The organism is Halorubrum distributum JCM 13561 (genome assembly GCF_000337395.1).
GTDB lineage: Archaea > Halobacteriota > Halobacteria > Halobacteriales > Haloferacaceae > Halorubrum > Halorubrum distributum.
Window position 1 is genome coordinate 1 of the sequence record NZ_AOJF01000020.1, and the last position, 20752, is coordinate 20752.

The 20752-nt window shown below is 70.2% G+C and carries 19 protein-coding genes; 10 read left to right on the forward strand and 9 right to left on the reverse strand.

The genetic code is table 11. The annotated features are described in order from the left end of the window. On the forward strand, positions 1-649 hold a 649-nt coding region (locus tag C470_RS01140), incomplete at its 5' end, for an MFS transporter (protein ID WP_008364631.1). A gap of 64 nt (positions 650-713) precedes the next feature. On the opposite strand, the gene C470_RS01145 is transcribed toward C470_RS01140, so the two are convergent. After that, a complete protein-coding gene (locus C470_RS01145; protein ID WP_008364633.1) occupies positions 714-2774 on the reverse strand; it encodes a peroxidase family protein in 2061 nt (686 codons plus the stop codon). Between the two features lie 222 nt (positions 2775-2996). Here C470_RS01145 and C470_RS01150 point away from each other — a divergent pair, with 222 nt between their 5' ends. Continuing rightward, entirely contained in the window at positions 2997-3782 is a 786-nt protein-coding gene (locus C470_RS01150; protein WP_008364634.1) for a PHP domain-containing protein, read from the forward strand. Positions 3783-3956: 174 nt separating this feature from the next. On the opposite strand, the gene C470_RS01155 is transcribed toward C470_RS01150, so the two are convergent. Next, positions 3957-5189, reverse strand: coding sequence for a mandelate racemase/muconate lactonizing enzyme family protein (locus tag C470_RS01155; protein ID WP_008364636.1), 1233 nt, complete (start codon positions 5187-5189; stop codon positions 3957-3959). A gap of 97 nt (positions 5190-5286) precedes the next feature. Here C470_RS01155 and C470_RS01160 point away from each other — a divergent pair, with 97 nt between their 5' ends. Further along, a complete protein-coding gene (locus C470_RS01160) occupies positions 5287-5772 on the forward strand; it encodes a TRAM domain-containing protein (protein WP_004595653.1) in 486 nt (161 codons plus the stop codon). A 61-nt stretch (positions 5773-5833) separates the two neighbouring features. Here C470_RS01160 and C470_RS01165 read toward each other — a convergent pair whose 3' ends face one another. Next, positions 5834-6934: a geranylgeranyl reductase family protein gene (locus C470_RS01165; protein ID WP_007993097.1), complete on the reverse strand. Its 1101-nt coding sequence runs from the start codon at positions 6932-6934 to the stop codon at positions 5834-5836. 94 nt (positions 6935-7028) lie between these two features. Further along, on the reverse strand, positions 7029-9251 hold the full coding sequence (locus C470_RS01170; protein WP_008364638.1) for a thioredoxin domain-containing protein: 2223 nt from the start codon (positions 9249-9251) through the stop codon (positions 7029-7031). 142 nt (positions 9252-9393) lie between these two features. Here C470_RS01170 and purD point away from each other — a divergent pair, with 142 nt between their 5' ends. After that, positions 9394-10677 (forward strand): phosphoribosylamine--glycine ligase, encoded by a 1284-nt coding sequence (gene purD / locus C470_RS01175; protein ID WP_008364640.1) that lies wholly within the window; start codon positions 9394-9396, stop codon positions 10675-10677. Positions 10678-10742: 65 nt separating this feature from the next. Further along, entirely contained in the window at positions 10743-11291 is a 549-nt protein-coding gene (locus tag C470_RS01180) for an acyltransferase (RefSeq protein ID WP_008364642.1), read from the forward strand. Between the two features lie 30 nt (positions 11292-11321). Here the strand turns inward: C470_RS01180 and C470_RS01185 are convergent, their stop codons facing one another. Further along, positions 11322-11636, reverse strand: a complete 315-nt coding sequence (locus tag C470_RS01185) for a DUF5798 family protein (RefSeq protein WP_007993102.1) — start codon at positions 11634-11636, stop codon at positions 11322-11324. Positions 11637-11783: 147 nt separating this feature from the next. On the opposite strand from C470_RS01185, the gene surE reads away from it, so the two are divergent. Next, a complete protein-coding gene (gene surE / locus C470_RS01190; protein ID WP_008364645.1) occupies positions 11784-12578 on the forward strand; it encodes a 5'/3'-nucleotidase SurE in 795 nt (264 codons plus the stop codon). A gap of 46 nt (positions 12579-12624) precedes the next feature. Here surE and C470_RS01195 read toward each other — a convergent pair whose 3' ends face one another. Then, the gene (locus tag C470_RS01195; RefSeq protein ID WP_004595660.1) at positions 12625-13308 is read right to left on the reverse strand and encodes a nucleotide exchange factor GrpE; all 684 of its coding nucleotides are present in this window, start codon (positions 13306-13308) and stop codon (positions 12625-12627) included. Positions 13309-13383: 75 nt separating this feature from the next. Then, positions 13384-14907: a trehalase family glycosidase gene (locus C470_RS01200; protein WP_008364647.1), complete on the reverse strand. Its 1524-nt coding sequence runs from the start codon at positions 14905-14907 to the stop codon at positions 13384-13386. 156 nt (positions 14908-15063) lie between these two features. Between C470_RS01200 and C470_RS01205 the strand changes: the two genes are divergently transcribed. From C470_RS01205 to C470_RS01215, 3 genes are read left to right on the forward strand one after another with little or no spacing between them, the layout of a single operon-like run. Then, positions 15064-16113 carry an ABC transporter ATP-binding protein gene (locus C470_RS01205; protein ID WP_008364649.1) on the forward strand — a complete coding sequence of 350 codons (1050 nt, stop codon included), beginning with the start codon at positions 15064-15066 and terminating at the stop codon, positions 16111-16113. Positions 16114-16117: 4 nt separating this feature from the next. After that, a complete protein-coding gene (locus C470_RS01210; RefSeq protein ID WP_004595663.1) occupies positions 16118-17056 on the forward strand; it encodes a carbohydrate ABC transporter permease in 939 nt (312 codons plus the stop codon). Positions 17057-17062: 6 nt separating this feature from the next. Beyond that, positions 17063-18028, forward strand: a complete 966-nt coding sequence (locus C470_RS01215; protein WP_008364651.1) for a carbohydrate ABC transporter permease — start codon at positions 17063-17065, stop codon at positions 18026-18028. 314 nt (positions 18029-18342) lie between these two features. On the opposite strand, the gene C470_RS01220 is transcribed toward C470_RS01215, so the two are convergent. Continuing rightward, positions 18343-18648: a hypothetical protein gene (locus tag C470_RS01220; protein ID WP_004595665.1), complete on the reverse strand. Its 306-nt coding sequence runs from the start codon at positions 18646-18648 to the stop codon at positions 18343-18345. A gap of 2 nt (positions 18649-18650) precedes the next feature. After that, the gene (locus C470_RS01225) at positions 18651-19904 is read right to left on the reverse strand and encodes an ABC transporter substrate-binding protein (RefSeq protein WP_007344735.1); all 1254 of its coding nucleotides are present in this window, start codon (positions 19902-19904) and stop codon (positions 18651-18653) included. A 195-nt stretch (positions 19905-20099) separates the two neighbouring features. Here C470_RS01225 and C470_RS01230 point away from each other — a divergent pair. Beyond that, the coding region (locus C470_RS01230) for a sulfatase-like hydrolase/transferase (protein ID WP_008364654.1) at positions 20100-20752 on the forward strand (653 nt) is incomplete at its 3' end.

Below are 20752 nucleotides of genomic sequence, written 5' to 3' on the forward strand. Positions count from 1 at the left end.
GATGTGTATAAGAGACAGGCTCCGACTCGCGCCACTGCTCGAACTGATCGGGCGGCGCGAGGTCCTCGTCCCGCTCGCGGTGGCGACGCTCGGCACGTACGTCGCGCAGGGCGTCATCTCCTTCCTCCCGACGTTCCTCGTCGAGCTCCGCGGGTACTCGCCGGCGTTCGCCGGCGGCGTCTTCTCCGCGTTCTTCGTCGTCCGCGCGGGAGCGCAGGTCGGACTCGGCCGGCTCTCCGACCGGCTGGGCCGCGACGCGAGCATCGCCGCCGCCCTCCTCGGCGGCGCGCTCGGCCTCGGCGGGTTGGTCGCGCTCCCCAACCTCGTCGAACTCCCGACCGCGGTCGGGCTGCCCGCGCTCCCGGCGCTCGCCGGACTCGGGATCGCCGTGTTCCTCGCCGGCCTCGGCTCCTCGTTCTTCTCGGCCATCGACCCGCGGTTCATGGACGCGCTCGGCGACGCGGAGCGCGGCGCCGGCTTCGGGCTGATCCGGACCGTCTACACGGTGATCGGCTCGGCGGGCTCCGTCGGCGTCGGGCTCGTCGCGGACCTCTTCGGCTGGGCGGCGTCGTTCGCGGTCATCGCCGGCCTGTCGGGGCTCGCGTTCCTCGTCATCTCGACGAACGCGCTCGTCGGCGAGGGCCGGTGACGCGGCCGGGCCGCGCCCGCGACGGAGTCCGGGGCCTCCGCGGCCCACCGACGCCCCTCCGCGGTCACCCGACGTAGCGTCGCCTCGTCGAGCGCTCGCCGTCGGGGCCGTAGACGGCGACGACCTCGCCCTCGTCGTCGAGGACGGGCGCGCCCCGTCCGAGGTAGTGGTCGGTCGACGTGTCCGTGCCGGCGCCGACGTGGACCGTCAGGGTCTCGTCGGGACCGAGCGTGGCGCCCGGGAGGTCGCCCCGCTGGCCGTCGAGGTCGATGACGTAGCCGGTCAGGTCGATCGGGTCGTCCGCGGCGTTCCGCAGCGTCACCGACTCGTCGAGAACGTCTCCCGCCGCGTCGCCGACGTCGCTTCCGGGACCGGCGTCGACGGCGTAGATCACGAGCCCGTCCGGGTTCGCCTCCGCCGCGAACTCGGTGATATCGGCGAGCGTGTACCCATCGGTCGGGGTCGGCTGCGGGAGGCTCGGCTCCCAGTCGTCGGGCGCGGCGTTCGGGTACGCGGTCTCGTCGGCCTCGATCAGCCCGATGAGCGTCTCGGCGACGATCCGGCTGCCGACCGCGCCCAAGCGTTCCCCGTCCTGCTGGTACTCCGCCTCGGCGAGCACGTAGTACCACAGCGGCGAGTCGGGGTCGGCGCCGCTGCCGTGCGCCCGGAGCACCTTCATGATCGGCGAGTCCTCGCCGAACGCCTCGTTGCGGATCGGATCGTACCCCATCCGCGCGGCGACGTCCTGTCCGGAGGGGATCCCGAGCGCCTTCGCGCGGCGGAGGTTCCGGACGGCGAGCGAGGAGTCGCCTGAGATGGGCAGGTCGAACAGCGTCGGCGCGAGGAGCGGCTCCGTCTTCCGCGCGGGCTGGTAGTCGCCGTCGCCGGTGTCCAGCAGGCGCGACCAGTCGACGACGAGGTCGCTCGGGACCGGGCGCCCGCCGCGGAGGTTCCGCCCGCCCCCGGCTCCGGTCGGGAACAGCGGCACCTCGCCGACCTCGTCGTTGACGTCGTACGCGTGACGGATCATGCTGTGACCGAAGCGGTAGGCGGCGCCGCCGAACTCGACGGGAATCGCCGGCGTGCGGCCCGGCGGGACGAAGTGCTGTCGGCCGCGCTCCTCGATGTCGTCGAGGACGTATCGATCGCAGATCCGCGGCAGGAAGTCGTGTCGCACGACCCACTGGTAGTGCCACCTGACGAGCCGCTGCGCCGCTTCGAGGACGGACTCGCCCTCTTCGACAAGGTCGGAGCCCGGGCCCCGGAGGTGGTCGACGACGCGGTTGTGGAAGTTCACGAACGCGAGCTGGAGCTGCGAGACGACGACGTTCTCGTCGTTGCGCGGGTCGCCGATCACCGCGACACCCTGCTCGTTCCGCTGGAGGTCGGTCCCGGGGAGCCCCGAGAGGCCGCCGCCGTCCTCCGCGTCGGGCGCGGCCGCCTCGCGGGTGAGCAGCTTGCGCTCGTCCGTCTCGTGGTCGTAGAGGAACGGCGCCGCCTCCGCGTTCGTCCGGTACAGGGAGTCGAGGTCGAGCGCCGGCGTCCGGAAGTTTCGCAGCGCCGCCGGGTCGTTGCGCCGGTCGATGTCCGAGGTCGGGTCGAAGGTGATGTCGTGGTCGACGAACTGGCCGAAGATGCCGTAGCCGGCCGGTGTATCGGCGTCGCCGACCGGGTCGTCCGGGGACTCCATCATCGGCGCGCCCGCCTCGCCGTCGGCGCCGCCGAGCGTCCGGAGCAGGTCCTCGTCGCGGTCGTACGGGTCGAGCCCCGGGAACTGCGTGTGGAACCGATGGCTCCTGACGGGACCCGCCGCCGTACACGCCGCGTCGTTCATCCCCCGGTGTTCGGTCCCGCCGTGGATCGCGACGCTGTGCGCGTTCACCGTCAGGCGAAGCGTCGTCTCGCCCCCCTCCGGCCGGTCTCGCCCCCGGACCGGCTCGGTGTCGCCCCCGCCGGCGGGGTTCCGAACCGTGAACGAGACGTCGTCGACGTCGACGCCGCCGTCCGCATCGAGGACGAACTCCCCGTCGTCGCCGGTCGTCCAGTAGCCGATCCGGTCCCCGTCGCCGCCCCGTCGCTCCCCGACCACGACCCGACCCGCCAGGGGCCGGTCGTCGCCGTCCACGACGCGACAGCATATCTTGCCAGTAGTACCCATGATACGATAAACCAATCATCAGCGAGAAAAAATTTTCTAAATGAACTTTCAACGGGTTTGGCGGATCATGTTGCTGGTTCGATCGCGGCCTGCCGGGGGTTCGATCACGGCGTTGCGGGACTGGGTCTCGCGTGCGAACGCGTTCCGTGCGACCCGAACCTTCGAGTCGGATCGGACCGTACGTCCGCCGTGTACGACTACCACGCCCACACGAACTACTCGGACGGGGCGTTCCTGCGCTGGATGGTCGACGCGGCCGCGGACGCCGGTCTCGACGGGATCGGGTTCGCCGACCACTGTAACGTGTCGCCGGAGCCGAGCGCGCGGCGCTACAAGCGCGCGCTGGGGTTCAACCTCGACATGACGTACGAGCGGCGCCGCGAGGCCATCGAGGCGGTCCGCGAGGACGCCGCGATCGAGGTGTTCGACGCCGTCGAGATGGACTACGATCCCGCCCACGAGGAGGCGATCGCCGAGTTCCTCGCCGACGCCGGCTTCGACTACGCCGTCGGCAGCGTCCACGACCTCGACGGCGCGAACGTCCACACGCGCTCCCACTTCGCCGACAAGCCGGAGGCGGAACGGCGCGAACTGGTCGACCGCTACTTCGAGAAGCTGGTCGCCCTGGCCGAGTCGGAACTGTTCGCGGTCGCCGCGCACCCGGACCTGATCGAGCGCAACCCCCACCTCCGCGGCTTCGCGACCGAGGACCACTACGCCGCCGTCGCCGACGCCTTCCGCGACTCGCGGACCGTCCCGGAGATCAACGCCGGGCGGCTGCTCGACGACTACGGGGAGTTCCACCCGGCGCCCGCGTTCCTCGACCGCCTCGTCGACGCCGGCGTCGACGTGACCGTGGGGACCGACAGCCACGAGCCGGATGCGATCGCGCCCCGAGTACGGGAGATCGAGGCGGAACTCGACCGGCGCGGGCTGGAGCAGGTCCGGATCGACGGACTCGTGGCGGGCGACTGAGGGAATCGGGCGACTTCATCGCGCTCAATCGACCTGCGAAAACAGGAGGCTTCGGCGCTTGACTTCGGCTTACGCCTCGTCAAACAACGCAGCGCTCCGCGCTGCTGGCTCGATCCGGCTTACGCCGGATCGAACTGCGAAAATCAGAGATTTTCGCGTTCGACTTCGCTCCGCTCAGTCGAACAACGTCTCGCCCTCGACCATGTGCTCCTCGACGGTGTCCATGTCGAGCGTGAGGCCGAGACCGGGCTTCTCCGGCACCTCGATGTAGCCGTCCTCGATCACGTCCTCCTCGACGAGGTCCTCCCACCAGCCGAGCTCGTAGGAGTGGTACTCGATCGCGAGCGAGTTCGGGATCGAGGTGCCGACGTGGGCCGCCGCCATCGTCGCGACCGGCGAGGCGACGTTGTGCATCGCGACCGGGACGTAGTACTGGTTCGCCACGTCCGCGATCTTGCGGGTCTCGCGCATGCCGCCGACCTTCGGGAGGTCGGGCGCGACGATGTCGACCGCCTGGTTCTCGATGAGGCGGCGCAGCTCCGTGACGCGGTAGCGGTTCTCGCCGACCGTGATCGGCGTGGTCGTGCTCTTCGTGACCTCCTCCTGAACTTCGAGGTTCTCCGGCGGGACGGGGTCTTCGAGCCACCACACGTCGTACTCCTCGATGGCGTCCGCGAGGCGCTTCGCCGAGCCGCCCGAGAACGTCCAGTGGCAGTCGAAGGAGACGTCGGCCTTGTCCTTCACGCGCTTGGTGACCTTCTCGACGATCTCCGCCTTGTGGCGGATCTCGCCGGGGCGGAGGTGGCGGTTCGCGCGGTCCTTCTCGAAGCCGCTCGGGACGTCGAGGTCGAACTTCAGGGCGTCGTAGCCGAGCTCGTCGACGACGCGCTCGGCCTCGTCGGCGCAGGCCTCGGGGTCCGCCTCCTCCTCGGTGTGGCAGTCGCAGTAGACGCGCATCTTGTCCCGATACTTGCCGCCGAGCAGCTGGTAGGCGGGGACGTCGAGGATCTTGCCGGCGAGGTCGTGGAGCGCGACCTCGATGCCGGAGATGGCCGTGACGGTGACGCCCTCGACGGAGCCCTCCCCGGACATCTTCTGGATCAGGTGCTCGTAGAGGCGGTCGATGTCGAGCGGGTTCTCGCCGACGACGAACGGCTTCATGCGCTCGATGAGCTCGGGCACGCCGGCGCCCCAGTACGCCTCGCCGGTGCCGACGACGCCAGCGTCGGTGTACACCCGGACGAGCGTCCACGGGAAGTTCCCGTCGACCATCGTCGTCTGGACGTCCGTGATCTCGACGTCGCGACCGCCGCCGCGCGTCCCCGTGGTCCCCATCGTCTCGGCGGAGAGCTCTCGCATCGTGTACTCCGCGTTCGGGTCGTGGAGCGACTCGTAGTTTCGGCTCATGACCGGGTGGTTCATTCGGAACAGGGTAAACGTTTATCTTCGCGCGCCGCACGCCCGAACAGGTGGCTTTTCATCCCCGTACGTTCAAAAAGGGGGCATGGTCGAAATCACTGATTCTCTCGCGTGTCTGTACACGGGCCGGGTGGAGTCCCGCGGCGACGACTACGTCGTCACCGTCCCCGCCTCGGAGATCGAACACGGCAGCGTCACCGAGGGCGAAACGTATCGGATCGCAGTCTTAGACCGCGCCGGACCCGACGAGGGCGAGTCGGCGGCCGCCGCCGACGGCGACGCCGCGACGACCCCCGACGCGAACGGCTCCTCCGGGGGGGCACCCTCCGACGACGGGCAGCGCCCCACCTCGCGCGGCGCCGCCGGCGCGGTCCAGCCGGACCCGCCCGTCTCGGAGGGCGAGGTGCGCGACGTGACGATCGAGACGCTGGGCGACAAAGGCGACGGGATCGCGAAGATCGAGCGCGGCTACGTCGTCATCGTCCCCGACGCCGAGCCCGGCGAGGAGCCGACCGTCGAGATCACGAGCGTCCGCGAGAACGTCTCGTTCGCGAACGTCGTCGAGGAGTAGCGCCGCCCGCCTGACGCCCCCGCCTCCGCCTCGCGACCCGCCCGCCCTCACGCGTTCCTTCTCACTCCGGCGGCTCGCCCCGGGAGAACAGCGCCCGCAGGTTCGACGGCGAGAAGAAGGAGGACGGCTCGTCCATGTGGACGCCGATCTCGCCCGAGAGCGCTCGCAGGCCGACCCGCTGGACCGGCTCCGGCAGCGAGTAACACCGCCGTATCGCCTTCCCGAGCCGGATCTCCGTCGCCAGCTCCGCGCGCCACTCGGACTCGTAGTCGGCGAGCGTCTCGGGGTCTTCCGGGTCGATGACGGACGCCGCGACGTCGGCCGCGCGCATCCCGTAGAGGATGCCGCCGCCGGTGAACGGCTTCGTCTGCGCCGCGGCGTCGCCGATCAGGAAGCCGCGCTCGCTGGTCGTCCGCGACGGCGGGCCGACCGGAATCGCGCCCGAGCAGCGTCGGTCCGTCGTCGCGCCGTACGCGTCGGTGAGCCGGTCGAACCCCGCCGACACGTCCTCGCTCGGCGGCGCCGCCAGCCCGTACTCGACGCCCGCGTCGCCGCGCGGGATCCGCCACGCGAAGAACGTCGGCGCGGTGAGATGGACGTCGACGTAGTCGCCCGCGTCCGGCTCGGGGTCGAAGCCGAGGACCCCGTGGAGCAGCTCGTCCGGCTCGGGGAGGTCGAGCGCGCGGCGCACCCGCGAGGTCGGGCCGTCGCAGCCGGCGACCATCCGCGCCTCGACCCGCTCCACGCCGCCAGCGGGCGTCTTGACGTCGACGACGACCCGGTCGGACCGCTCATCGACGCCGACGACCGTGTGGTCCTCCCGGACGTCGGCGCCGGCCTCGCGCGCGGCCTCCGCGAGCGTCCGGTCGAGCCCGACGCGGTCGATCACGTTCGACACCGGCTCTCGCTTGTAGAACGGGTACGCCCGCGACCCGGGACCGTCGACGTGGAAGCGGGCGCCGTACACCAGGTTCTGGAGGAGCGCGTCGCGGGCGCCGTCGGGAACGTACTCCCACACGTCGTCGGAGACGTGGCCGGAGCAGGCGAGCGGCTCGCCGACCGACCCCTTCTCGAAGGCGACGACGTCGCGGCCGGCCTCCGCCGCGCGCCGAGCGAACCGGGAGCCCGGCGGGCCCGCGCCGACGACGACGAAATCGTACATAGAGGGTGCGTGGTGACGCGGATATATAATTACGGCGTGCCGTACCGGAGGCGGGCAGGCGGGTCGGTGGCGGAGACGGAGCCGCGCGTCGGCGCTACGCGGACCCCTCCCGCGTCTCCAACCACTCCAGCGCCGCGTCGAGGTCGGTCCGCGGCGGCGAGCAGGTAAAGCCCTCACAGACGTAGGCGGTCGGCTCGCCGTCGGTCGCCCCGCGGTCCGCCCAGATCGGCGGGGCCGCCGTCATGTCGAGGCGGTCGAGCCACTCGTCGAGTCCGTCCTCTGTGGCCGGTCGCGGCGCGACGAGGGCGCCCGGCAGGTACCGCTCGCCGAGGGTTTCCCGCCAGTCGTCCGGCACCTCGTCGGCGGCGATCGTCACCTCGATCCCGCCGGTCTCGACGACGTTCGCGGCCCGCACGAGCGAGGCGTGTTCCAGCGGGCTCCCGCGGATCCGGTCGGCGTGCGTCGTCACGACGCGCTCCGCTATCTCGCGGAGCTCCCCGTCGGTCCGGAACCCGTCGAGGAGGGCGAGCGTCTCGGCCGCGACGCCGAGGCTCGACGGCGTCGACCGGTCGGTGAACTCCTGCGGTCGCGCGATGAGTGGGCCGGCGTCGTCGTCCGGCGTCCCGTCGGCATCGCGGTCCCGGGTGAAGTAGATCGTCCCGTCGTCAGCGTCGTAGAACTCGTCGACGAGCGCGTCGGCCAGCTCCAGCGCGAACCCGAGCGGCTCCGGGTCGCCGGTCGCGGCGTAGACGTCGAGCGCGCCGCGCGCGACGAACGCGTAGTCGTCGAGGTACCCCGGACCCCGCACGTCGCCGTCGAGCCACCGTCTGGCGAGCGCGCCCGTCTCGCTCTCGGCGTCGTACAGCCGCTCGCGGCAGAAGTCGAGCGCCTCGCGGGCGATCTCGGCGTACGGCTCGCCGAGGGTATCCCCCGCTCTCGCGAACGCGGAGATCGCCCGCCCGTTCCACGCGGCCAGCACCTTCTCGTCGCGGGCGGGCCGCGGGCGCTCCTCCCGGGCGTCGAACAGCGCCGTTCGGGCCGCCGTCAGCGCCTCGCGGACCTCGTCGGGCGAGCGGTCGCGGTCCGCGGCCAGCTCCTCGACCGACGCGGCTATCGTCGGCACGGTCGTGCCGCGCTCGAAGTTGCCGCCGGACCGGATCCCGTACCGCTCCTTCGCGAGCGACGCCGCCGGCTCGTCGAGGACGGCGTCGACCTCCTCGGGGGTCCAGACGTAGAAGGCGCCCTCGACGTCCTCGTCGGAGTCGCCCGTATCGTCGCCCCGCCGGCCCTCGGGCGGCCGGCTCCGCGCGTCGAGGGTGCTGAAGAACGCGCCACCCTCGTGGCGGAGCTCGCGGTCGAGGAACGCGAGCGACTCGCTCGCGACGCGGGCGTACGCGGGGTCGCCCGCGAGCCGGTAGCCGTCGAGGTAGGCCATCGGCAGCTCCGCGTTGTCGTACAGCATCTTCTCGAAGTGCGGGACCGTCCACTGACGGTCGACCGCGTAGCGGTGGAACCCGCCGCCGATCTGGTCGTACATCCCCCCGTTGGCCATCCCGTCGAGGGTTCCGGTCGCGGCCGACAGGAGCGCGTCGCGGCCGCGACCGGCGTACGCCCGCATGAGGAGGTCGATCCGGCCCGGCATCGGGAACTTCGCGCCGCCGCTCCCGAAGCCGCCGTGCTCCTCGTCGTAGCCGCGGAGCGCGGCCGCGGCGGCCGTGTCGAGCAGGTCGTCGCCGGGCGGGGAGGCTGTATCCTCACCGTCCGAGCCCACCGCCTCCGGCGTCGGGACCGACTCCAGCTCGTCGCGCGCGCTCTCGGCCCACTGGTCGGCGCGCCGCTTCATCTCCTCGCGCTGTTCGGGGTCGCTCCAGGAGTCGGCGATACGCTCGCAGAGCCCGCGGAAGCCGGGGTGATTCTGCCGCGGCTCGGGCGGGAAGTAGGTCCCGACGTAGAACGGCTTCCCCTCGGGCGTGCACCACGCCGAGAGCGGCCACCCGCCGCCGCCGGTGACGAGCTGGCAGACGGTCATGAACGTGCTGTCGACGTCCGGGCGCTCCTCGCGGTCGACCTTGATCGGGACGAACGACTCGTTCACCACGCCCGCGACCGACTCGTCCTCGAAGCTCTCCTCGGCCATGACGTGACACCAGTGACAGGAGGAGTAGCCGATGGAGACGAACACCGGCACGTCGTGTTCGCGGGCGCGCTCGAACGCCTCGTCGCCCCACGGCTGCCAGTTGACGGGGTTGTCCGCGTGCTGTTGGAGGTAGGGACTCGCCTCCCCGTCGAGGCGGTTCCGCTCGGTCGGCTGTGACATACGCCCGATTCGGCCCGGCGGGGCAAAAGGCGTCCGCACCGGAACGAGCGCCGGCCCCCGATCTCAGAAACATCCACGATTATGCGTATCTCGGGCCGAACAGAGAGTAAGGTTTACACTACCGTGCGGACACCCGTCGGGCATGACGGAGACCGTACTCCTGGTGGGGGGCGGCGGGCGCGAACACGCGATCGCCCGCGCCGTGGCGGACGACTGCGCGCTGTACGCCTGCGCGAGCGTCCGGAACCCGGGGATCCGACGACTCGCCGAGGGCTTCGAGGAGGTCGACGAGACCGACGCCGCCGCGGTCGCCGACTACGCGACCGAGGTGGGCGCGGACCTCGCGGTCATCGGCCCCGAGTCGGCGCTGGAGGCCGGCGTCGCGGACGCGCTCGACGACGCCGGCGTCTACGCGTTCGGCCCGCGGGCCGAGGAGGCGCGCTTGGAGACGGACAAGGCGTACCAGCGCGAGTTCATGGAGGAGCACGCGATTCCGGGCTGTCCGGACTACGCGGTGTTCGACGACATGGGGGCCGCCTGCGAGTACGTCGACGAGTACGACGGCGACCTCGCGGTCAAGCCCGCCGGCCTCACCGGCGGCAAGGGCGTGAAGGTGATCGGCGATCAGGTGACCGCGGAGGAGGCGAAGGCGTACCTCCGCGACGCCGACTACGACCGCGTCGTCCTCGAAGAGCGGCTCGTCGGCGAGGAGTTCACCATACAGGCGTTCGTCGCGGACGGCGACGTGCGGACCACGCCCGCGGTCCAGGACCACAAGCGCGCCTACGAGGGCGACGAGGGCCCGAACACGGGCGGGATGGGCTCGTACTCCGACACGGGTCGCTCGCTCCCGTTCATGGCCGAGGGCGACTACGAGGCCGCCGTCGACGTCCTCGACGCCGTCGTCGACGCGCTGCCCGACTACAAGGGCGTCCTCTACGGCCAGTTCATGCTCACCGACGAGGGGCCGAAGGTCGTCGAGTTCAACGCTCGCTTCGGCGACCCGGAGGCGATGAACACGCTGCCCGTCCTCGACACGCCGTTCGTCGACGTGCTCGCCGCCGCGCGCGACGGCGAGCCGCTCCCCGAGCTCTCCTTCTCGGGCGAGGCGACCGTTTGTAAGTACGCGGTCCCCGACGGCTACCCGACCGACCCCGACGCGGGCGCGGAGATCGCCGTCGACGAGGAGAGCGCGGGCGACGCGCTCCTCTACTACGCGAGCGTCGACGAGCGCGACGGCCGACTGTACACCACCACGTCGCGGGCGTTCGCCGTCGTCGGCCGCGGCGACTCCATCGCGGCCGCCGAGGCGCAGGCCGAGGACGCGCTGGCGGCCGCGGGTGACCGCGTCCGCATCCGCCACGACATCGGGAAGGCGGACCTCGTCCAGCGCCGGATCGACCACATGGACGAGCTTCGGAGCTGACCGGACCGCCTGCCGACCGCCGACCCGGAGCGACCCTTTTATTCTCCCCGTCCGAACGACACGACGTGACCGACGACGACGCGACGCGCGACGACGCGGACCCCGCCCGGAGCGACCGCCTCGACCGGTTTCAGACGCCGGGCCCGCGCAACTCCCTGTGGTCGTGGCCGGACGCGAAGTCGCCGCTCGCGGTCGTCCGTAACTACGTCGTCATCGTCCTCGCGCGGATCTGTCCGAGCCTCCGGCTGAAGAACTGGCTGCTGCGTCGGATCGGCGTCAGGGTCGGGGCGGGCGTCGCGTGGGGGTTGGAGTCGACGCCGGACGTGTTCTGGCCCGAGCGGATCACCGTCGGCGACGACGCGATAATCGGGTACGACGCCACGCTGCTCTGCCACGAATTCCTCCACGAAGAGTACCGGCTCGGCGACGTGGTCGTCGAGGACGAGGCGATGGTCGGCGCGGGGGCGGTCGTCCTCCCCGGCGTCACCGTCGGCGAGGGGGCGCGCGTCGCCGCGAACTCGCTCGTCGCGGAGGACGTACCCCCGGGCGCGACCGCCGCTGGGGTGCCCGCAGAGGTCGTCTCGCGGACGGACGCGGCCGCGAGCGACGACTGACCTGCGCGGCGATGCGGGTCTAACCGACGGTTACGCGGCGTCTTCGTTCGCGTCGGCATCAGAGTCGGCGTCGTCGGCCTCGGCGGCCGCCGACTCCTCGGCGTCCGTGATGTGCGCCTCGGTGCTCACGCGCTCCAAGTCGACGCCGACCTCCTCGGCGACGGCGTCGAGGACGGCCCGCTGTTCGGCCATCTCGTTTTCGAGCGTCTTCACGCGCTCGGAGGTGTCTATCACCGTCTCCTGCGTCTCGTCGACCTCGTCGCGCAGCTCGCTGATCTTCTTGTAGGTTCGCTCCGCGCGGTCGGCGAGCGTCTGGATCTTCTTGGCGGTGTCCCCGAATCCCATATCGACGCGTCGGCCCGGCGATACGTGTGCTTTTCCGTTCGGTCCCGCGTCCGCGGCCGCTTCGGTGCGGGCACGCCTCCAGCCGCTTCCGTGCCGTCACGTCCCGGGGGACGGTGGACTTTTGCCCGACTCGCCCGTGATCCGGGTATGAGCGTCGACCGGATCCTGTTGACCAACGACGACGGCGTCGACGCCGCGGGGCTGCGCGCGCTGTACGAGGCGCTCGCCGACGAGTACGCGGTAACCGTCGTCGCGCCGGCCGACGACCAGTCCTCGGTCGGTCGCCGCCTCTCCGCGGACGTCGCCGTCGACGACCACGAGCTGGGGTACGTCGTCGACGGGACCCCGGTCGACTGCGTCGTCGCCGGGCTCGACGAGCTCGTCCCGGACGCGGACGCGGTCGTCGCGGGCTGTAACGAGGGCGCGAACCTCGGCGCCTACACGCTCGGCCGGTCGGGGACCGTCTCCGCGGCGGTCGAGGCGGCGTTCTTCGACGTGCCCGCGGTGGCGACCTCGATGTACGTGCCCGGCGGCGACGACTGGTGGAAACGCGAGTTCGAGCCGAGCGACTTCGCGCACGCGATCCGCGCGACGCGGTTCCTCGTCGACGAGGCGGTCGACGCGGAGGTATTCGACCGCGCGGACTACCTCAACGTCAACGCGCCCATCGCGAACGCGGACCGCGCGCCGCTCCGGGTCACGACGCCCTCGACGTGGTACGGGATGCGCGCGGAGCGGAACGGCGACGGCCGCGTGGGCTTTTCCGACCCGATCTGGGGACGGATGAACGACGGCGACGTGCCCGACCCGGTCGGGACCGACCGCCGGGCCGTCGTCGACGGCGAGGTGTCCGTCTCGCCGCTGTCTGTGCCGCACGCCGCCGAGCCGGACGCGGGGCTCGACGAGCTGGTAGACGCCTACGAGGCGGCGCTTCGGTCGTGAAGGGGGCCCGCGCCGCTCTGCGCCGCGACGGCTTCCTGCCGTCGCGCTACTCGCCGTCGCCGGTGCTGACGGTCACCTTCGCCTCGCTCAGCACGCGGTCGCCCATCTCGTAGCCGGGCTCGTACACCTCGTGGATCGTACCCTCCGGGCGGTCGCTGTCGACGCGGAGCATCACCTGGTGGCGCGCGGGGTCGACCGCCTCGCCCGGCTCGGGGTCGATCGACTCGACGCCCTCGTCGGCGAGCACCTCGTCGAACTTCTCCAGCGTCGACTCGACGCCCGGACGGAGGTCGCTCCCCTCGTCCTGGTCGAGCGCGCGCAGGAGGTCGTTCCGGACCGGGGTGAGCCGCTCGACGAGCGCCTCCGAGGCTCGCTCGCGGATGTCCTCCTGCTTCCGCTTCGCGCGCTCCTTGTAGTTGCTGAAGTCCGCCTTCGTGCGGGCGAGCTTGCTCGTCAGCTCCTCCACCTCCTCGTCGCGCTCGCGCAGTTCCTCGCGGGTCTCGGCGAGGTCGGCCTCCAGCGCCGCGACCTCGCGGGCGAGCGCCTCGTCGTGTTCGGCGACGGCCGCGGCGATCGCCTCGCCGTCGCGGCGGGCGTCGTCGGCCGATTCGTCGCCGCCCGGCTCGCCGCTCGCTCCCTCGGCGGCCGCCTCCGCCGTGCCGTTCGCTCTCGCCGCGTCGCCCTCGGCGTCGTCGGGGGACTCGACATCGACGGCGTCGTCGTCGCTCATACCCGATCGAAGTCGTTCGTCGGGGATAAGCGTTCAGAACCGCGACGCGACGAGTCCGAGCGCCCGTCCGGTGCCTTACTGTCGGGCGGACAGGGCCGTGACGACGCCGTTCGTCCAGCCGAACCCGTACTGGGGCTCGTACTCGCCCAGATCGGTCGTTTCGCCCACCGTCCGGACGTCGTACTTCTCCGCCATACGGCCGGTCTCCTCGAAGGAACGCCGCGCGAGGTCGACCCAGCGGCCCGCGATCTCGTCCGCGAGGCCGCCGTGGCCGTATCGGCGCAGACCGGTGACGGCCATCCAGTGGAGTGGCGCCCAGCCGCTCGGCGCGTCCCACTGCTCGCCGGTGTCCTCCAGCGTCGTCACCAGTCCGCCGGGGCGGAGGAAGTCGCGACGGAGCCGGTCAGCGACCGCCGCCGCCCGGTCGTCGGTCGCGGCCCCGGTGAAGAGCGGTGCGACGCCGGCGAGCGTGAGGCGCTCCGACCGCTCGCCGTCGGCCCACGAGTGGTCGACGTAGAACCCGGCGTCCGCGTCCCAGCAGTACCGGTTGATCGCCTTTCGGCGGTCGGCCGCGAGGTCGGCGTACCGCTCGCTGGCCTCGTCCCGCCCGACCCGCGGAAGCCACTCCGCGAGCGCGGACTCCATGCCGAAGAGGACCGCGTTGAGGTCGACCGGCACCAGTTCGGTCGTCCGGATGGTTTCGAGGCCGTCGCCCGCCAGCCACCGGGAGCTGAAGTCCCACCCGGACTCGCAGGCGGCTCGAACGTCGCGGAACAGCCTCGGCCGCTCGTCGACCGGGACCCGCTCGGCGAGCCGCCGGTCCTCGTGGTACGACTCCGGCCGCGGGCGGGCCCGGTCGTCCCAGTACCGGTTGAGGACCGTCCCGCCGCCGAGCCCGACGACGCGTCGGTGCGCCGCGGGGCCGTCTGCCTCGGCGACGCGGTCGGCGCCGTCCATCCAGAACTCGTGTTCCGTCCGGAGCGCCTCGACGTGGGGCGCGACCGCGTCGAACCCCTCCGCGCGCTCCAACACGCGGAGCATGCGGTAGAACAGCGGGACCTGCGACCTGCTGTCGTAGTACGCCCGGTTCCCGAGCGGAACGTAGTCGAACCGGTCGAGCAGCGACGCGACGTTCCCGACCATTCCCGCGATCAGGTCGGTCCGGCCCGCCGCCGCCAGCCCCTCGGCGGTAAAGTAGCTGTCCCAGTAGTACATCTCGCGGAAGCGACCGCCCGGCACGACGTGCGGGTTCGGGAGGGGGACGAGGGTCGACCCCGCCGAATCGGCGTCCTCGAACGTGCGGGTCAACGCGCCCCACAGCGACGAGACGTGGTCCTCCATCGAGCGCGACGGGGCGAGGTCCGGTGTCGCGGCGACCGGCTCCGGCAGCCTGAACTGGGATTCGACGAACGACGCCAGGTCGAAGTCGGCTCCGCCCCGACGCGTCAGGTATCGTTCGAACAGTAGATCCGGGGAGACGCGGGGCTCGGCGTCGACGAACCGCTTGCTGTCGTCGAAGAGGTCCCGCCGCTGGACGCTGCGGAAGAGTTCGCCGGAGATCTGCGGAAAATTGGTGTAATCGAAGAGACCGGAACTCATCCTCCTCACGTAGTGAAAGGATTGCTAAGTAATTATTGAATTAGCCGGACAGAGAACGGGTACACCGCACCGCCGACGGTCCTCTTATCCACGATCCATGATTAATTATAAGTGTAATAAATGAATATCGGCGGGTAGTCGATGACCCGTATTAGCATGCGATCGGTGAGCAAGTACTTCGACGGGGGTGACACGGTCGCCAACTACAAGCTGGACATGGAGGTGGACGACGGGGAGTTCGTGGTGTTCCTCGGCCCGTCCGGCTGCGGAAAGACGACCGCGCTCCGGATGATCGCGGGGCTGGAGGACCCGTCGGAGGGGGAGATCTACTTCGACGACGACCGGGTGGACGGGACTCCGCCCGCCGATCGCAACGTCGCGATGGTGTTCCAGAACTACGCGCTGTATCCGCACATGACCGTCAGGGAGAACATCGAGTACCCGCTGAAGGTCAGGGGCGTTCCGCCGGAGGAGCGCGACGAGCGGGTCGCGCAGGTCGCGGAGCTGCTCCACATCGAGGACCAGATGGACAGCGACCCGGGAGAGATATCCGGCGGGCAGCGCCAGCGGACCTCGCTCGCGCGGGCCATCGTCCGCGAGCCGTCGGTGTTCCTCCTCGACGAGCCGCTCAGTAACCTCGACGCGAAGCTCCGCTTGGAGATGCGCTCCGAGCTCAAGCGGATCCAGAACGAGCTCGGGATCACCACGGTGTACGTCACGCACAACCAGGAGGAGGCGATGAGCATGGGCGACAAGATCGTCGTGTTGAACGACGGCACTATCCGGCAGGTCGCCGACCCGGAGGAGCTGTACGAGCGGCCGCGGACCACCTGGGTCGCGAAGTTCATCGGGTCGCCGCCGATGAACCTCTTCGAGGGCGAGAACCGCGACGGCACCGTTCGGCTCGCCGAGGGCAACTCCCTCCCGATGCCGGCCGAGACGTCCTCGCAGACCGTGTCCGTCGGAGTCCGGCCCGAGGACATCGACGTGTCGACCGAGGCGCCCGACACCGACTGGACGGTGCCCGGCACGGTGAAAACGGTCGAACCGCTCGGGGAGTACGTGCTGGTCAACGTGGAGGTGGGCGGCTCCGTGGTGAACGTGAAGGTCCCGAAGACGGAGGCCGAAGCGGGGGACCCCGTTCACCTCACGTTCGACCCGACCGACGCGTACCTCTACGACGAGGACGGGGAACTGGTGGCCTGATACCATGTCAGTCGGATCGTACTTGGAGGACCGGCTCGACCGCGACCTCGACGGAGAGAAGCTCACGGCGATCCTCGTGTTCATGCTCCCCGGCCTCACGCTGTTCGCCATCTTCTCGGTCGGGCCGATGCTCTACTCGGCGGTCGGGAGCTTCTTCACCTGGGACGGGTTCACGATCGGGCAGTTCGCCGGGTTCGAGACGTGGATCGCGGCGTTCCAGGACGACGCGATCATCAACTGGGACAACCTCCTCGCCTTCCAGTACCCGATGGGGGCGCTCCCGCAGAACATCATCTGGATGGTCGTCCACGTCCCGCTGAGCACGCTGCTCGGCCTCGGACTCGCGCTGCTGTTCGCCGACCTGCGCGGCCGGAGCGTCCTCCGTTCGATGGTGTTCCTGGCGTTCACGACGCCGACCGTCGTGATCGGGCTCGTGCTGCTGTTCGTCTACGACCCGCAGGCCGGCATCTTCAACGGGCTGCTCCGGTCGATCGGGCTGGAGGGAATGGTCCGGAACTGGGTTCAAGAGCCCCAGATCGCGATCTACGCGCTGGTCGCCGGCGGCGTCTGGGTCCAGACCGGGTTCAGCATGCTGTTGTACAGCTCCGCCCTCGCGGGGATCGACCCTGCGCTGCTGGAGTCGGCCCGCGTCGACGGCGCGGGTCGGTTCCGGCGGTTCAAGGACATCATCTGGCCGCTCGTCAAGCCCGTGACCGCGGTCGTGGTGATCATGAGCATGATCTGGGTGATCCGGATCTTCGCCATCGTCTACGCGGCCGGCGGCCCGTCCGGGGGCCCCGGCGGGGTGTTCTCGGTGCTCGGGCTCGAGGTGTACCAGGCGGCGTTCTCCGTCCCGATCGAGTACAGCAAGGCGATGGTCGTCGCGCTCATCGAGCTCGTGATCGCGCTCCCGATGGCGTGGTACATCGCGTCAATGGACTGATCGACTATGACCGACACAACCCACTCAGACGATCCGACCGAGGCCGACAGCGAGCCGACGACCGACGGCGGTCGCGTGTACCACGAGCCGCCGGAGACCGCACCGATCTCCGACCGTCCGCTCCTCGAGCGCGCCCGCGCGGCGGTGCCGAGCGGTCCGCGCGCGCTCCGGTACGCGATCGCCATCGGCGTCGCGCTCCTGTGGCTGGTCCCGCTGATCGGGCTGTTCATGGCCTCCGTCCGCCCGCTCGACCAGATCATCCAGGGCTGGTGGAACTTCGAGACGGTCACCGTCACCTTCGAGAACTACGCCCGCGCGTGGACGTTCCAGTCGGGCCCGATGCGGCAGGCGATGCTGAACACGGCCATCGTCACGATCCCGTCCGTCCTCGCCGTGACGCTGCTCGGGACGATGGTGGCGTACCCGTTCGCCCGCTTCGACTTCCCGCTGAAGACGGGGCTGTTCTTCCTGCTCATCGTGGTCATGGCGGCGCCGCCGGAGCTGGTGGCGATGGGGAACTACAACACGCTGCGGCAGACCGGACTGTTCGACACGTACATGGGGCTCATCCTGGTCCACATCGGCTGGGGGATGGGGTGGGTCGTCATGTTCCTCCGGAACTTCCTCCTCGGGCTCCCCGAAGAGCTGGAGGAGGCCGCCCGGATCGACGGCGCGTCCCGCTACCAGATCTTCAAGTCCATCGTGCTGCCGTACTCCGCCCCGGCGCTCGTCTCTGTGGCGGTCATCCAGTTCACGTGGGTGTGGAACTCCTTCTTCTTCCCCCTCGTGTTCATGCGGTCCCGCGAGAACCAGCTCGCGCCGCAGGTGCTGCCCCTGATGAAGGGGCGCCTCCAGATCGACTGGGGGCTCGTGGCCGCCGGCTCGGTGCTGACGATGATCGTCCCCATCCTCCTGTTCGTCACGCTCCAGCGGTACTACAAGCAGGGGATGGTGGCCGCGGTGGCCGACTGAGTCTGCGCCGCGGGAGCTCTCGGGTCGAGAGGCGACTCGCTTTTCAGCCCCCGTCGACCCGCGCTCCGAGCGACGCGTTCTGGGAGGGCGTCAAAGCCGGACGACGCGCGAACGACGCCGTCGGGAGTCGCGTCACTCATTCCGCACTCGTCGCGGCACTCGAGATGCCGGAGTCACACGCGCCCGTCTGATACGTCCGTTAATTCCCGGTTAGGAGAGGTCCCGGGCATCGCTCCTCGGAGTGAGCGCCGGCGACGGCGCTAAGCGCGACTCCGGTCCACGGCGAGCGAAAACGGAACCCCGCGTCGGTCGTCTCAGTACGGCAGCACGCCGGTCGCGGTACCGAGCAGGAACGCGCCGACCGCGAGCACCTGCGCGACGAAGAACGCCTTCGAGGAGGCCCACCCGAAGTACAGAAGCGTCGCTATCGGGACCAGCCCGATGACAGATGGCCAGAGTCCCATCGTGAAGAGGATGGCGAGGAAGCCGGTCGTCACGAGGATGAGCACGTCCATCCCGAGCGAGACGAGGTTCCGGCGGCGGAGCTCTTCGGGGTCGAACATCCGCGCCAGCGACCCGCGGCGGTCGTCTCGATCGTCCGCGGTCGACATCGACTCCATCGTTAGTCGTTAAGCGTCTCCTCGTGGGCGTCGTCGAGCGCGCTGGTGATGTCCCCGGTCGGCGTGTCGGGCGTGGCCCACAGGCCCTTGAGGACCGACCAGAACTCCTGCTGGAACGGGTTCCCGAGCGCGTCGTCGAGGTCCGGCACGACGGTCACCTCGGCGGCGAGGTCCGGCAGGTTCGCCATCACTTCGATCTCGTAGGCGTCGTCCGGCACCTCGGTGTTGGAGGCGATGAAGCCGCCGTCCTCGACCCACACCTGCTGGCCCTCGGCGGAGACGAACGAGCTCAGGGCGTCGCGGGCGGCGTCAACGTTGTCCGAGTACGTCGGCACGGTGAACCAGTTGACCGACGACGAGATGCCGTCGACGCCGGGCAGCCGGAAGACGCCGAGGTCGGACGGGTCCTGGACCGCGTCCTGCGCCGGCGTGAACGAGCCCATGAAGTACAGCGGGAGGCTGTTGTCCCAGAAGTACTCGTACTGGACGCCGAAGTCGCGGGTCTGGCTGAAGTACCCCTCGTCGTGGAGGGTCTTGATCTCGTCGAACGCCGTCGCGACCCGGTCGTCGGTGAAGGAGGCGTCGCCGTCGATGAGCCCCTGCTGGAGCGACGCGCCGTCCTCCTGCCGCATGAAGAAGCCCTCGGTGATGTCGCTGAGCGGCCAGCCGGTGCCGTTCCCGGAGGCGATCGGCGCGTCGACGCCCTCGATCGCCGAGATGTCGTCGAGCAGCGTCATGAACTCGTCCCAGTTCTCCGGCTCCGAGAGGTCGTGCTCGTTGAAGAACGACTTCCGGTACCAGAAGCCGGGCTTGAGGTCCATCTTGAACGGCGCGGCGTACACCTCGCCGTCGACGGTGACCCGCGACGGGTCGACCGCGAAGTCGTCGGCGTTCCACGCGTCGCCGACCGGCGCGAGGTGGCCGTTCTGGGCGTCCGAGATGATCCGCGCCGGCGAGGGCATCACGACGATGTCGGCGGAGGCGACGCCGGACTCGTAGTCCATCAGGGTCCCGGTGAGCAGGCTGTCGGTGTCGCGCGGGAAGTACTCCAGGCTCATCCCCGTCGACTCCTCCACGAAGTCCATCACCTTGCTGAACGACTCCTGCTCGCCGCCGGACCAGACGCCCGTGATCTCGAGGCTGTTACTCCCGCCGTCGCTGCCGTCCGAGCCGTCGCTGCCGTCGGAGCCGTCCCCGCCGTCCCCACCGTCGCCACCGTTGCCGGAACAGCCCGCGAGCGCAACGCTCCCGAGCACCGACGCGGTGCCGGTCGTCTTCAGTACGTCCCGCCGTGTAGTACAGGATCGATCATCGGACATGTCGTCCCAACCCAGTCGACCCACTTACTTCAAATTTTCTTATTAATTACCGCTATAGTTACTAATCACAATCGGAGGGTCACAGAACGCGATCACGGTTATTTATGGGCGTATCGAGGGGTAGTGGGGGATATGACGGACAGAGCCGATCCCCGTTCCGACACGTCTGGCCGCCCGAATCTCGTCCTCGTTCACTGTCACGACCTCGGCCAACACCTCGGCTGTTACGGGGCCGACGTCGACACGCCGAACATCGACCGGATCGCGGCCGACGGCGCCCGGATGGCGAACAGCTTCTGTACGGCCCCGCAGTGCTCGCCGAGCCGGTCCAGCATGATGACCGGCTACTACCCGCACGAGAACGGCGTCATGGGGCTCGCGCACATGGGCTGGGCGCTCGGCGACGACTGGGAGACCCTCCCGAAACGCCTTCGATCGGCTGGGTACGACACCGCCCTGCTGGGCTTCCAGCACGAGGTCCCCGACGAGCCCGAGCGGCTCGGCTACGACACCGTCGACAGCGGGACGAAGCGCGCGCTCGATCTGGTCGACGTCGTCGACGACTTCCTCGCCGAGCGCGCGGACGCCGACGACCCCTTCTTCGTCTCGATCGGCATCGAGGAGCCGCACCGGCCGTTCCGCCGGGAGTACCTCCCGGACGAGACGTACGACGCGTACGATCCCGAGGCGCTCCCGCTCGACGACTTCCCGTACCTCCCGGACGCGACCGGGGTCCGCGAGGACGTCGCCGACCTCCGGTCGGTGATATCCGAGGTGCTCGACCC

Excerpts from the sequence above, each read along its gene's own strand:
- C470_RS01155 (WP_008364636.1), bottom strand. The coding sequence starts at position 5,189 with ATGAGCCGAAACTACGAGTCGCTCCACGACCCGAACGCGGAGTACACG.
- C470_RS01160 (WP_004595653.1), top strand. The coding sequence starts at position 5,287 with ATGGTCGAAATCACTGATTCTCTCGCGTGTCTGTACACGGGCCGGGTG.
- C470_RS01165 (WP_007993097.1), bottom strand. The coding sequence starts at position 6,934 with ATGTACGATTTCGTCGTCGTCGGCGCGGGCCCGCCGGGCTCCCGGTTC.
- C470_RS01170 (WP_008364638.1), bottom strand. The coding sequence starts at position 9,251 with ATGTCACAGCCGACCGAGCGGAACCGCCTCGACGGGGAGGCGAGTCCC.
- purD (WP_008364640.1), top strand. The coding sequence starts at position 9,394 with ATGACGGAGACCGTACTCCTGGTGGGGGGCGGCGGGCGCGAACACGCG.
- C470_RS01185 (WP_007993102.1), bottom strand. The coding sequence starts at position 11,636 with ATGGGATTCGGGGACACCGCCAAGAAGATCCAGACGCTCGCCGACCGC.
- surE (WP_008364645.1), top strand. The coding sequence starts at position 11,784 with ATGAGCGTCGACCGGATCCTGTTGACCAACGACGACGGCGTCGACGCC.
- C470_RS01195 (WP_004595660.1), bottom strand. The coding sequence starts at position 13,308 with ATGAGCGACGACGACGCCGTCGATGTCGAGTCCCCCGACGACGCCGAG.
- C470_RS01200 (WP_008364647.1), bottom strand. The coding sequence starts at position 14,907 with ATGAGTTCCGGTCTCTTCGATTACACCAATTTTCCGCAGATCTCCGGC.
- C470_RS01205 (WP_008364649.1), top strand. The coding sequence starts at position 15,064 with ATGCGATCGGTGAGCAAGTACTTCGACGGGGGTGACACGGTCGCCAAC.
- C470_RS01210 (WP_004595663.1), top strand. The coding sequence starts at position 16,118 with ATGTCAGTCGGATCGTACTTGGAGGACCGGCTCGACCGCGACCTCGAC.
- C470_RS01215 (WP_008364651.1), top strand. The coding sequence starts at position 17,063 with ATGACCGACACAACCCACTCAGACGATCCGACCGAGGCCGACAGCGAG.
- C470_RS01220 (WP_004595665.1), bottom strand. The coding sequence starts at position 18,648 with ATGGAGTCGATGTCGACCGCGGACGATCGAGACGACCGCCGCGGGTCG.